We start from the raw sequence: 11,934 nt of genomic DNA, 5'->3' as shown, positions 1-11,934 counted from the left end.
TCCGGCCTCCTGATCGATCACACCGACCGCCGCAGCGGCCCGCATCCCGGCGCCGCTGTCGGATACCTCAGCGGCTGCCGCCGGCAGTGGTGACCGCGCGCTTTTCCAGCGCCTCACGCAGCTGCGCCGGCGGCAGGTAGCCACCGAGCTGAGTGCCGTCCGGCGCAAAGATCGCCGGGGTGCCATTGACGCCAAGACGCTGGCCCAGCGTGTACTCCATCGACACCGGGTTCTTGCAGTCCTTGGCATTCACCGGCTGCCCGGACTTGGCCGCGGTCAGCGCCTGCTTGCGGTCGGCCGCGCACCACACTGCGATCATTTCCTTGTGGTCCTGGCTACCCAGGCCCATGCGCGGAAATGCCAGATATTCCACCGCGATTCCCTGCTTGTTGAGCTCGCCGATCTCGCTGTGCAGCTTGCGGCAGTAACCACATTCCACGTCGGTGAACACCGTCACGGTGTACTTGGGATTTGCCGGCGCAAATACGATGCGGTCGGCCTTGGGCACGGTCTCCAGCTGCTTGCGGCGGTAGGCCAACAGACCCGGGCTGGCAGCGAACTGCTTGTTCTGGATGTCGAACGGCTGCGCCTGGATCAGGTAACGGCCGTCGTCGCTGACGTACAGCACCTGCCCGCCGACCACCACCTCACGGAAACCGGGAAACGGCGCGGCGCCGATGTAATCCGGCTTGAAATCCGGATCCAACGCCTTGAGCGCGACGCTCACACGCTGGTCCACATTGCCCGAGGCGGCGGGGGCGGCAGCGGCGGCTGGCTTGGCGCCGGCGTTGCTTGCCGCAGGCTGCGAGGACTGCGCGCAGGCGGTAAGGCTGATTGCGCCCAGCAGCGCGGCGATGGCAAGACGATACATTCACGCATCCAGTGGAATGGGGTGCCTGGATTCTCGCACAGCGCAGATGAAGCCAGGCAGCCAGCAGGCCGGCCTGTCTGCTGGCTGAGCCGCTGAATGGACCGCCGCCTCGGCCGAAGCGGCACCGCCGCTGCCTCTGCGGCCGCGGTCAACCGCGCGGATGATGGGTGGCGTGCAGCTTCTGCAGGTGCTGACGGGCCACAAGCGTGTAGATCTGCGTGGTGGACAGCGAGCTGTGACCGAGCAGCATCTGCAGCGCGCGCAGGTCCGCGCCGTGGTTGAGCAGATGGGTGGCAAAGCTGTGCCGCAGCCCGTGCGGGCTGACCGTGGCGGGATCGATTCCGGCCACCGCCGCATAGCGTTTGACCAGCGCCCAGAACTGCTGGCGGCTGGGCGGCTGACGCGCTGCATCGATGAACAACGGCACCTGCCCGTCCACTGCCGCCACCGCCTTGTGGCTGGCCAGCAGCGGGCGCGCCTGGCTCAGATATCGCTCCAGCCAGTGCTGCGACTCCTCGCCCAGCGGTACCAGCCGTTCCTTGCTGCCCTTGCCGGTGACCCGCAGCACGCCCTGGCGCAGGTTGACCCCCACCGCCGGCAGGTTGACCAGTTCGCTGACCCGCAGGCCGGCCGCATACATCAGCTCGAGCATCGCGCGGTCGCGCAGGCCCAGCGGCGTGTCGATCTCGGGCGCGGCCAACAGCGCCTCGATCTGCGTTTCGGTCAGCGCCTTGGGCAGCGAGCGCGGCAAACGTGGCGGGTCCAGCAATGCGGTGGGGTCGTCGCTGCGCACGCCATCGCGCAGACACAGGCCATAGAACGCACGCAGGGTCGACAACAACCGGGCATTGCTGCGCGGCGAATAACGCGCCTCGGTGCGCCAGCGCAGATAGTCGAACAACACCGCGCGATCGACCCCCAGCAGGCCGCCGCCACCGTCGCGCCAACGCGCCAGCCCTTCCAGGTCGCGCCGGTAGCTGTCCAGGGTCTGCCGCGCCACGCCCTGCTCGGCCCACAACCGCTCCAGGAAGCGTTCGATGGCAGCGGCATCGGCGGCCTGCACCGGTGGCAGGTGTTGCGCCAGTTGGCGACGTTCGGCGGGACTGCTGGCTGACATCGCAACAGCATAGAGCGTGGCATGCGTGTTGCGGCGCGCCGTGTTGGCCAGGCGCGGGATTGCCGCAGCGCGACGTTGCCCGATCGCCTGCGCCGGCTATGCTCGCGGCATGACCTCGCCCCCTTCACCGCGCAGCGCGCGACCGCCCGCCCTGGTGGTCTGGCGCCTGCTGGCCATGTGCTACGACGCCTGGCCGGTCCTCGCGCTGTGGATGCTGATCTCTGCCGCGTTCACGCTGGGGTTCACGCTTGCCGGACACCCGGCTCGCGAAAACATCGCCCCCTTCAGTGGCTGGCAATGGCTGTTGTGGCTGTGTTGCTGGATCGCTGCCGGGGTGTACGCCACCGTCAGCTGGCGACGGGGTGGCCAGACCCTGGGCATGCGCCCATGGCGGCTGTCGCTGGTCGGTCCGCAAGCCTCCTGGCGTACGCTCTGGATCCGCTATACCGTCGGTACGCTGTCGCTGGGCTTGGCTGGCGCAGGGTTCTGGTGGGCCTGGCTGGATCGCGATCGCTTGGCCTGGCATGACCGCGCCAGTGGCACCCGGCTGCAGCGCACCCCGAAGCGCTGAAACGGTCAGGCCGGCCCCTTGCCGCTCTCTACGGCAGGCGACGTTGGAGTGCGGCCGTCATGCGGAGTACTGACCGCCCAGAGGCGCGAAGCGGTAACCGCTGCTCAGAGCAGGCAGAGCACGGTTCCGAAGACGCTGAACCGACCCATCGGCGTCAGCTGCTGCGCCGTCGGAACAACCACGCCGACACGCCCAGCATCACCATCGGCGGCAGCGCGTAGGCGATGCGGTAATCCAGCTTGAGCGCGCCGGCCATGCGGCCGAAGAACAGCTGCAGCAGCCAGAACCCCAACGCGAACAGGATGCCCAGGAACAGGCGCTTGCCCAGGCCGCCGCTGCGCAGCGAACCGAACGAAAACGGAATCGCCGCCAGGCACAGTGCCAGCACGTTGAGCGGATAGAACCAGCGGCTCCAGTACTGATCTTCGTAATCGCGTGCGTCCAGGCCGTTGCGGCGACGGTACTCGATGCTCTGTTCCAGATCGCGCGCGGACAGGTTGCGCGGTTTGGCCAGCCCGGCCGCCAGCGCTGCAGGGCTCAGCTGCGATTGCCAGGGCAGTTCGGGGAAGGTTTCGCGCTGCACCGAGCGGTCCTGGAAGGTATCGCGTCGCACCTGGCGCAGCGTCCAGGTCCCGTTGCGGTTCTCGGCCAGCCCCGCATAGGTCAGCTGCTGCAGACGGCCACTGGCATCGAGGTGATACAGCCGCACGTCGTGCAGATCCAGCGCGGTGCCGCCGTCATCGAGCAGCTTCTCTTCGCCGCTGAGCGCATTGAGGAAGGTGTCGCCTTCGCGCGCCCACAGGCCGGAATAGCGTGCCATTGCCATGTTGCTGTTGTAGCGGGCGCTGGTTTTCAGGGTATCGGCCTGGTTCTGCGCCCACGGCCCCACGGTCTCGCCGCTGATCACCATGGTGGCGGTCAGCAGCGCCATGGCGGCCACTACCGAGGCCGACATGCGCTTGCGCGACACGCCGAGCGCGCGCAGTGCGGTGAGCTCGGACGTCGCCGCCAGCTGGCCCAGGCCCATCAAGGCGCCGATCACCGCCGCAGTGGGGAACAAGGTGTAGGCCCGACGAGGCACCGTGTAGGCCACATACGCGATTGCATGGCCGAAGGTGTAAGTCCCCTGGCCGATGCTTTTGGCCTCGCTGGCAAACGCGTTGACCAGGTCCAGGCCCAGCAACACCGCCCATGTCAGCAGCACGGTGAACAGCACCGCACGCCCGATGTACCAATCATGCACCCGCGGCATCAGCCTCATGCGCGCACCCTCGGCCGACGCACGCGGCCATCGCGTGCATACGCCCAGATCGCCACTGCCAGCAGCGGCAGGGTCAGCCACCACAGCCCGAGCGCGGCCGGCGTCTTGCCGTTGGCGATCCACTGGGTGCCGACGATCATCAGATTGGTGCCCACCATGTAAGCCAGGAAGGCCAGCATGATCCGGCCATACCGCTGCTGCCGCGGTGCGCTGCGCGACAGCGGCAGGGTCAGCAGCGCGAAAGCAAGCGCCAGCAGCGGTGGCGCCAGGCGTTCATGCAACTGCGCGCGCGCGGCGGGGCGCTGGTCCGACAGCAACTGCGTGGTCCACATCACTTCCGGATCGTTGGCATCGTGCACCTGGGTCCGGTCGGGCAAGGCCACATCGTTGCTGGCGAACTTCATCAGGCGGTAGTCCAGGGTGTTGCCGGCGGCCGGGCCTTCGATGCGGTAGCCGTCCTCCAGGCGCAGATAACGGTCGGCCTTGCCTTCGAAGAACATCGCGCCGCGGTCGGCGGTGACCACATCGATGCGGTCGTCCTTCTGGCGCTGCATGAAGACCTTGCCCAGGCCCTTGCCGTCGGCCGAGATCGTGGTCAGGTAGACCACCCCGCCGCCGGACAGCGGAGTGAACTTGCCCGACTCCAGGCCGGCCATCACGATGCTGCGGTTGGCGTCTTCCAGCATGGTCTCGGCGGTGCGGCTGGCCCAGGGGCCCAGCCACAGCGAGCACAGCCCGATCACCACCACCACCGGCACCACCAGCATCAGCATCGGCCGCAACATGCGCCGCGGGCCCACACCGATGGCGGTAATGACGGCCATTTCTGAATCGCGGTACAGCCGCGCCAACGCCAGTAACAGCCCCAGCATCAACGCCAGTGGCAGGATGATCGGCAGATACGCCACAAATTGCAGGCCCACCTGGGACAGCAGCAAGCGAGCAGGGATGCGGCCGTCGGCGATATTGCCGAGGATATCCACCAGCACACCGCCCACGCTGACGACCAGCAGCACGATCAGGGTGGCCAGGAAGCTCTGGGTGAAATCGCTAAGCAGGTATCGATCGAGCTTCGGCATGGGGTGGGCTTGTTTTAAACTCTCGGATTCGTTCGCGGCGGCGCCAGCCTAGTCCGGTTGGCGTAAACAGCCCGCGATTGTACGGATTTGCCTACGGAATCTGATCAATGGCCCTGCAATTCACCCTGAACCAAGACGCGCCGGCAAGCGCCGCCGTCGACTGCATCGTGGTTGGCGTGTTCGCCGACAAGACCCTGTCGCCCGCCGCCCAGGCGCTGGACAGCGCCAGCCAGGGCCGTCTGACGGCCCTGGTGGCACGTGGCGATGTGGCTGCCAAGACCGGCAGCACCAGCCTGCTGCACGACCTGCCCGGTGTCGCCGCCCCGCGCGTGCTGGTGGTCGGCCTGGGCGAAGCCGGCAAGTTCGGCGTGGCGCCGTATCTCAAGGCGGTCGGCGACGCGACCCGCGCGCTGAAGACCGGCCCGGTCGGCACCGCCCTGCTCACCCTGACCGAATTGCAGGTCAAGGCGCGCGATGGCGCCTGGAACATCCGCCAGGCCATCATCGTCAGCGACCACGCCGCCTACCGTTACACCGCCACGCTGGGCAAGAAAAAGGTCGACGAGACCGGCCTGACCACGCTGGCGATCGCCGGCGACGACGCCCGTGCACTGGCCGTGGGCGTGGCCACCGCCGAGGGCGTGGAGTTCGCCCGCGAGCTGGGCAACCTGCCGCCGAACTACTGCACCCCGGCCTATCTGGCCGAGACCGCCGCCGCATTCGCCGGCAAGTTCCCCGGCGCCGAGGCCGAGATCCTGGACGAGACGCAGATGGAGTCGCTCGGCATGGGCTCGCTGCTGTCGGTGGCGCGTGGCTCGGCCAACCGCCCGCAGCTGATCGTGCTGAAGTGGAACGGCGGCGGCGATGCGCGGCCCTACGTGCTGGTCGGCAAGGGCATCACCTTCGACACCGGCGGCGTCAACCTCAAGACGCAGGGCGGCATCGAGGAAATGAAGTACGACATGTGTGGCGGCGCCAACGTCATCGGCACCTTCGTGGCCACGGTCAAGGCCGAGCTGCCGATCAACCTGGTGGTGGTGGTGCCGGCGGTGGAGAACGCCATCGACGGCAATGCCTATCGCCCCTCCGATGTGATCACCAGCATGTCCGGCAAGACCATCGAGGTCGGCAATACCGACGCCGAAGGCCGCCTGATCCTGTGCGATGCGCTGACCTATGCCGAGCGCTTCAACCCCGAAGCATTGGTGGACGTGGCCACGCTGACCGGCGCCTGCATGGTGGCGCTCGGCCACCAGACCGCCGGCCTGATGAGCAAGCACGACGACCTGGCCAACGAACTGCTGGCCGCCGGCGAGCACGTGTTCGACCGCGCCTGGCGCCTGCCGCTGTGGGACGAATACCAGGGCCTGCTGGATTCCACCTTCGCCGACGTCTACAACATCGGCGGCCGCTGGGGCGGCGCGATCACCGCCGGCTGCTTCCTGTCGCGCTTCACCGAGAACCAGCGCTGGGCGCATCTGGACATCGCCGGCGTCGCCAGCGACGAAGGCAAGCGCGGCATGGCCACCGGTCGCCCGGTCGGGCTGCTGACCCAGTGGTTGCTGGATCGCGCCAAAGGTGGGAATTGAAAATCGGGAATAGGGAATCGTGAATGCCCTTTCCTTTCAGGCACCGCCGCGACCTTCGAGGTCGCGGCGGTGCCGTGACCATTCCCAATTCTCCTCTCCCGATTCCCTGCCCTGATGCCCCGTGCCGACTTTTACCTGATCGCCAAACCGCGCTTCCTCAACGAACCGCTGCGGCTGGTCTGCGAGCTGGCGCGCAAGGCCAACGACGCCAATCTGTCCACGCTGATCCTGGCGCGCGACGCCGCGCAGGCCGAGGCATTGGACGACCTGCTGTGGGCATTCGACGACGAGGCCTACATCCCGCACCAGATCGCCGGCACCGACGAGGAAGACGAACTGGCGCCGGTGCTGATCGCCTCACCGGAGTTCGATGCGCCCTCGCGCCCGCTGGTGATCAACCTGCGCGACGATCCCTACCTGGGCGCCTGCGACCGCGTGCTGGAAGTCGTGCCGGCCGACCCCGCCGCTCGCGAACCGCTGCGCGAACGCTGGAAACAGTACAAGGCCCTGGGCCTGGAACTGACCAAGTACGACATGTGAATCGGGAATGGGGAATCGAGAATTGAACGTCGACTACCCCGTAGACCTTCACTTTTCAACACGCCTGCTTTCCCCATTCCCTATTCCCGACTCTCCATTCCCCGCCTTATGACCACCCTCGCCTCCAGCTACGAACCCTCTTCCTTCGAATCGCGCCTGTACGCGCAGTGGGAGGCTGCCGGTTATTTCGTGCCGTCCGGCAAGGGTGAGCCGTACACCGTGCTGCTGCCGCCGCCGAATGTGACCGGGACGCTGCACATGGGCCATGCGTTCCAGCAGACGCTGATGGATGCGTTGGTGCGCTATCACCGCATGCGCGGTTTCGACACGCTATGGCAGGTGGGCACCGACCATGCCGGCATCGCCACCGAGATGGTGGTGTCGCGCAACCTGGCCCTGGAAGGCAAGGGGGACACGCGCGACTCGCTGGGGCGCGAAGGCTTCATCGCCAAGGTATGGGAATGGAAGGCCGAATCCGGCGACACCATCGAGCGCCAGATGCGCCGGCTGGGCACCTCCAGCGACTGGTCGCGCAGCACCTTCACCATGGACCCGCAGCCGTCGGCCGCAGTCAACGAAGCCTTCGTGCGCTGGTACGAGCAGGGCCTGATCTATCGCGGCCAGCGCCTGGTCAACTGGGACCCGGTGCTGAAGACCGCGATCTCCGACCTGGAAGTGGAAAACGTCGAAGAAGACGGCTTCCTGTGGTCGATCCGCTACCCGCTGGCCGATGGCGTGACCTACGAGCATGTCGAACACGATGCCGACGGCGTCGAGACGCTGCGCGAAACCCGCGATTATCTGGTGGTCGCCACCACCCGCCCGGAGACCATGCTGGGCGATACGGCGGTAATGGTGCATCCGGAAGACCCGCGCTACGCCACGCTGCACAGCGCCGGCATCGTGCTGCCGCTGACCGGCCGGCGCGTGCCGGTGATCACCGACGATTATGTCGACCGCGCCTTCGGCACCGGCGTGGTCAAGGTCACGCCTGCGCATGACTTCAACGATTACCAGGTGGGCGTGCGGCACGACTTGCCGCTGATCAACCTGTTCACCGTCACCGCCACCATCAACGCGAATGCGCCGGAGCGTTATCGCGGTCTGGACCGCTACGACGCACGCAAGCTGGTGCTGTCCGAACTGGAAGACCTGGGCGTATTGGTCGAAACCAAGCCGCACAAACTGCAGGTGCCGCGCGGCGATCGCACCGGCCAGGTGATCGAGCCCTATCTCACCGACCAGTGGTTCGTGAAGATGGACGCGCTGGCCAGGCGCGGGCTGGAGCTGGTCGAGAGCGGCCAGGTCAAGTTCGTGCCGCCGAACTGGATCAACACCTATCGCCACTGGATGGAGAACATCCAGGACTGGTGCATCAGCCGTCAGCTGTGGTGGGGGCATCGCATCCCGGCGTGGTTCGACGAGGCCGGCAAGTGCTATGTCGGCCATGACGAAGCCGAGGTCCGCGCGAAACACGGCCTGGGTGCCGACGTCACGCTGCACCAGGACAGCGACGTGCTGGAAACCTGGTTCTCCTCGCAACTGTGGCCCTTCTCCACGTTGGGCTGGCCGGATGCGAACGCGATGGCCGAGCGCGGCTTCGAGCGCTATCTGCCGTCGTCGGTGCTGGTCACCGGCTTCGATATCATCTTCTTCTGGGTGGCGCGCATGATCATGGCCACCGACAGCTTCACCGGCCAGGTGCCGTTCCGCGATGTCTACATCACCGGCCTGATCCGCGATGCGCAGGGCCAGAAGATGTCCAAGTCCAAGGGCAACGTGCTCGATCCGCTGGACATCATCGACGGCATCAGCATCGAAGACCTGGTGGCCAAGCGCACCAACGGGCTGATGCAGCCGCGCATGGCCGAAAAGATCGAAAAAGCCACGCGCAAGGAATTCCCGGACGGCATCATCGCCCACGGTGCCGACGCGCTGCGCTTCACCATCGCCGCACTCGCCACGCATGGCCGCGACATCAAGTTCGATCTCGGCCGCGCCGAAGGCTACAAGAACTTCTGCAACAAGCTGTGGAACGCCACGCGCTTCGTGCTGATGAACACGCGCCCCGGGGATCCCGCGGCCGCGGAAGCGACAGACGCGTCGCCACGCGCCCGGGGGGCAAACCATGCGGACGCCGCCTCGCATCCGGACTCGGGCAAGCATGTGCCGGTCACCGATGCAGAAAAGTGGATCCTGGTGCGGCTGGACAAGGTCAGCGCCGAAGCCGAGGCGCACTACGCCGGCTATCGATTCGACCTGCTGGCGCAGTGCCTGTACGAGTTCGCCTGGAACGAGTTCTGCGACTGGTTCCTGGAGCTGACCAAGCCGGCGTTGAACGGCGACGACGCCCACGCCGCCGACAGCACCCGCCGCACCCTGCTGCAGGTCCTGGAAGCGCTACTGCGCCTGCTGCACCCGCTCATCCCATTCGTCACCGAAGAACTGTGGCAGCAGGTCGCACCGCGCCTGGGCATCACCGCCACCACGATCTCGTTGCAGGCATTCCCGCAGGCCGGCGATATCGACACCGCGCGCTACGCCGGCGCAGAGGCCGATGTCGAATGGTTGAAGTCGATGGTGTCGGCACTGCGTCGTGTGCGCAGCGAGTTGAACGTGCCGCCGTCCAAGCAGGTGCGCCTGCTGCTGCAGGCAGGAACTGCCGACGATCGCGCCCGTGTTGGCCGCTTTGCCTCGCAGCTGTCGTTCCTGCTCAAGCTCGAAGCGATCGACTGGCTGGAGGCCGGCCAGGACACGCCGCCGTCGGCCACGGCCATCGTCGGCGAGCTCACCCTGCTGGTGCCGCTGCAAGGCCTGGTCGACATGGACGCCGAACGCACGCGCCTGGACAAGGAAATCAAGCGCGTGGAAGGCGAGATCGGCAAGTGCAACGGCAAGCTGGGCAACGCCACCTTCGTGCAGAACGCACCGGCCGTCGTCGTCGAGCAGGAGCGCGCGCGCCTGAACGACTGGACCACGCAGCTGACCGGCCTGCGCGAACAACGCGCCAAGATCTAGCGCCGCCACAACGCACAACGCCCGCAGTGTTGCGGGCGTTGCGGGAAGCGGTGCAACGCGGCAGGCATCGCAGCGTTGCGAATGGCAGACGCCTTACAGCTTGCCTGCGCCGGCCTTTGCCTTGACGTCCGCAGCGACCTTGTCGGCCGACAGCAGGCTATAGGTATACGGTGGGGTCCAGCCGATGTTGGTATTCCACGAGCAGGTCAGCGCCTTGCCGTTGAGCAGCGAGCCCTGGTCGCGGTACACGCTGCCGCCGTAATCGGCCGCAATCTTGTCGCAGCCGCTCACCCCGCTGATGTCGAACACGTTGTGCTCGGAAAAGATCTTCGACTCCTTGCCCACGCCATGTGCGTAGGAGAACGGATAGACCTTATTGCTGGTGCTGCCGACGTGGTAATTGTTGTACAGATGCACCTGTCCGAAACGCACACGCGGTGCGCGCGCGGAGATGTTCTCGAACAAGGTGTTGTGGATGGTCACCTTGAGCTTGCCGCTGTCGGTGCTGGAGGCGCTGTCGCTGGAGCCGATCAGGTCGTTCTTCTCGTGCGATTTGAACGCCGAATAGGAAATGGTGACGAAGTTGGCGCCCTTCTTGACGTCCATCGCCCCGTCGTGATGCTGCTTGGGGCGGCCGTTGGCAGTGCCGTTCTGGTCGTCGGTGCGGCGGCCGTCGGTGAAGGTGACATGGTCTACCCACACGTTGGTCGCGCCTTCGACCGTGAGGCCATCGTATTCGGCATTCCAGTTGCCGGCGCTGCCGTCATCCGGATCCCAGACCGGCTCCGGATCCCATGGATTTTCGATGGTGAGGTTGCGGATGATGACGTCGTTGGCCTTGACGTAGAAATAGCCTTCGCGGATCTCCGCGTTGCCGGTGATGCCGATCAGCGTGGTCTTGGTCGGAATGTCCAGGCGCGCGCGGGCCTTCATATCCGAGGTCGTGGTGTACGGCTTGCCTTCGCTGACATCGATGATGCCGCTGATCTTGATGATGCGCCCGTTGCTGCCCACGCTGGCCTTGAGCGCGCTCTTCAGCTCTGCGGCAGTCTTGACCGTGTAGATGTTGGCAGCTGCCGCTTTGGAGCCGCCCTTGGTCCCACCGTTCTGTGTCGCCCAACCGGTGGTTGCAACTTCCAGCGCAGGATCGGCACAGGCAACGCCAACGACCAGCAACGACCCGACAAACAGCGACGCGGCGGCCGCCGTTGAGAATTTCGGCTTCATCTTGATGTCTCCCTCGGATGGGTTCGATGCGCCGCGCGGCGGCACACCCCTCGTCTAGCAGGCGCGGAACATAATTTTCATCTCTGTAATGTTCAGTTCCGCGGCATCGATACTAGGAGCATCGCATTGGCTTGTATCTAGCCGATGCATCGATGTGCACGCGTAGTCACGCAAACGGTTGCGAGACACGCAAGAGAAGACAAAACGCTGCAACCAAGACAGGTGGAGACAGGCCCAGGGACACTGCAGCGCAGCATGACCTGCCTTACAACGCAGGCAGTCACGGGTCCAGCACGGTGTGCCAGCACGACCACATGCCTGCATGTGCTTTTTGACGCGCATAGCGGCTGCAATGCGAACTATCGCCATCACGCTGCGTCTCGCGCGTTTGGACGCAACCGATCGCACCATTGAAAACGTAAAATGCAACATGGCGAAAGAATCACCATGACGCGTACAAGCGCGTCATGGCAGATGACGGCACGCAAGTGGCCGACTCACACGAGGTGGCAGGAAAAATGTGCGCCTTGTTGCGATCGATTGCAGCGAGGCGCAAGGGCGTTGCTCACGGCACGCGCGACTGCCTGTTTACCTGATCGTATTTTGTAACGACAAAACCGCACTCGCTGCGAAACAGGGAAGCACCGGAGCCGTCGTCCGC

At 65.8% G+C, this 11,934-nt stretch carries 9 protein-coding genes; 4 read left to right on the top strand and 5 right to left on the bottom strand.

Going from position 1 to position 11,934, the window contains the following annotated elements; genetic code table 11:
• Nucleotides 1-67: 67 nt before the first annotated feature.
• Both FHT08_RS01585 and xerD read right to left on the bottom strand, forming a co-directional pair.
• Nucleotides 68-871: a DsbC family protein gene (locus tag FHT08_RS01585; protein ID WP_104536311.1), complete on the bottom strand. Its 804-nt coding sequence runs from the start codon at nucleotides 869-871 to the stop codon at nucleotides 68-70.
• A gap of 148 nt (nucleotides 872-1,019) precedes the next feature.
• Nucleotides 1,020-1,988: a site-specific tyrosine recombinase XerD gene (gene xerD, locus FHT08_RS01580; protein ID WP_104536312.1), complete on the bottom strand. Its 969-nt coding sequence runs from the start codon at nucleotides 1,986-1,988 to the stop codon at nucleotides 1,020-1,022.
• Nucleotides 1,989-2,097: 109 nt separating this feature from the next.
• On the opposite strand from xerD, the gene FHT08_RS01575 reads away from it, so the two are divergent.
• Nucleotides 2,098-2,559 carry an RDD family protein gene (locus tag FHT08_RS01575; RefSeq protein WP_104536313.1) on the top strand — a complete coding sequence of 154 codons (462 nt, stop codon included), beginning with the start codon at nucleotides 2,098-2,100 and terminating at the stop codon, nucleotides 2,557-2,559.
• 154 nt (nucleotides 2,560-2,713) lie between these two features.
• On the opposite strand, the gene lptG is transcribed toward FHT08_RS01575, so the two are convergent.
• Both lptG and lptF read right to left on the bottom strand, forming a co-directional pair.
• Nucleotides 2,714-3,820: an LPS export ABC transporter permease LptG gene (lptG, locus tag FHT08_RS01570; RefSeq protein ID WP_047127275.1), complete on the bottom strand. Its 1,107-nt coding sequence runs from the start codon at nucleotides 3,818-3,820 to the stop codon at nucleotides 2,714-2,716.
• Nucleotides 3,817-4,899, bottom strand: a complete 1,083-nt coding sequence (gene lptF, locus FHT08_RS01565) for an LPS export ABC transporter permease LptF (RefSeq protein WP_024939128.1) — start codon at nucleotides 4,897-4,899, stop codon at nucleotides 3,817-3,819. Before lptF ends, lptG begins: the two co-directional genes overlap by 4 nt.
• A gap of 107 nt (nucleotides 4,900-5,006) precedes the next feature.
• Between lptF and FHT08_RS01560 the strand changes: the two genes are divergently transcribed.
• The 3 genes from FHT08_RS01560 to FHT08_RS01550 all read left to right on the top strand — a co-directional run bounded on the left by FHT08_RS01560 (nucleotide 5,007) and on the right by FHT08_RS01550 (nucleotide 10,046).
• Entirely contained in the window at nucleotides 5,007-6,488 is a 1,482-nt protein-coding gene (locus tag FHT08_RS01560; protein ID WP_104605885.1) for a leucyl aminopeptidase, read from the top strand.
• A gap of 114 nt (nucleotides 6,489-6,602) precedes the next feature.
• The gene (locus tag FHT08_RS01555; RefSeq protein WP_047127277.1) at nucleotides 6,603-7,028 is read left to right on the top strand and encodes a DNA polymerase III subunit chi; all 426 of its coding nucleotides are present in this window, start codon (nucleotides 6,603-6,605) and stop codon (nucleotides 7,026-7,028) included.
• A gap of 108 nt (nucleotides 7,029-7,136) precedes the next feature.
• Nucleotides 7,137-10,046, top strand: a complete 2,910-nt coding sequence (locus tag FHT08_RS01550) for a valine--tRNA ligase (RefSeq protein WP_166774083.1) — start codon at nucleotides 7,137-7,139, stop codon at nucleotides 10,044-10,046.
• Nucleotides 10,047-10,139: 93 nt separating this feature from the next.
• On the opposite strand, the gene FHT08_RS01545 is transcribed toward FHT08_RS01550, so the two are convergent.
• The gene (locus FHT08_RS01545; protein WP_166774081.1) at nucleotides 10,140-11,273 is read right to left on the bottom strand and encodes a pectate lyase; all 1,134 of its coding nucleotides are present in this window, start codon (nucleotides 11,271-11,273) and stop codon (nucleotides 10,140-10,142) included.
• Between the last annotated feature and the right edge of the window lie 661 nt (nucleotides 11,274-11,934).

This window comes from Xanthomonas sp. CFBP 8151 (genome assembly GCF_011761885.1).
Taxonomy (GTDB): Bacteria; Pseudomonadota; Gammaproteobacteria; order Xanthomonadales; family Xanthomonadaceae; genus Xanthomonas; species Xanthomonas arboricola_B.
Note: the sequence above shows the minus strand (reverse complement) of the source record. Positions and strands in the feature narration are given on the sequence as shown.

What these genes read in the sequence shown, in the direction of transcription:
- FHT08_RS01575 (WP_104536313.1), top strand. Translation starts at nt 2,098, where the DNA reads ATGACCTCGCCCCCTTCACCGCGCAGCGCGCGACCGCCCGCCCTGGTG.
- xerD (WP_104536312.1), bottom strand. Translation starts at nt 1,988, where the DNA reads ATGTCAGCCAGCAGTCCCGCCGAACGTCGCCAACTGGCGCAACACCTG.
- lptG (WP_047127275.1), bottom strand. Translation starts at nt 3,820, where the DNA reads ATGAGGCTGATGCCGCGGGTGCATGATTGGTACATCGGGCGTGCGGTG.
- FHT08_RS01550 (WP_166774083.1), top strand. Translation starts at nt 7,137, where the DNA reads ATGACCACCCTCGCCTCCAGCTACGAACCCTCTTCCTTCGAATCGCGC.
- FHT08_RS01545 (WP_166774081.1), bottom strand. Translation starts at nt 11,273, where the DNA reads ATGAAGCCGAAATTCTCAACGGCGGCCGCCGCGTCGCTGTTTGTCGGG.
- FHT08_RS01555 (WP_047127277.1), top strand. Translation starts at nt 6,603, where the DNA reads ATGCCCCGTGCCGACTTTTACCTGATCGCCAAACCGCGCTTCCTCAAC.
- lptF (WP_024939128.1), bottom strand. Translation starts at nt 4,899, where the DNA reads ATGCCGAAGCTCGATCGATACCTGCTTAGCGATTTCACCCAGAGCTTC.
- FHT08_RS01585 (WP_104536311.1), bottom strand. Translation starts at nt 871, where the DNA reads ATGTATCGTCTTGCCATCGCCGCGCTGCTGGGCGCAATCAGCCTTACC.
- FHT08_RS01560 (WP_104605885.1), top strand. Translation starts at nt 5,007, where the DNA reads ATGGCCCTGCAATTCACCCTGAACCAAGACGCGCCGGCAAGCGCCGCC.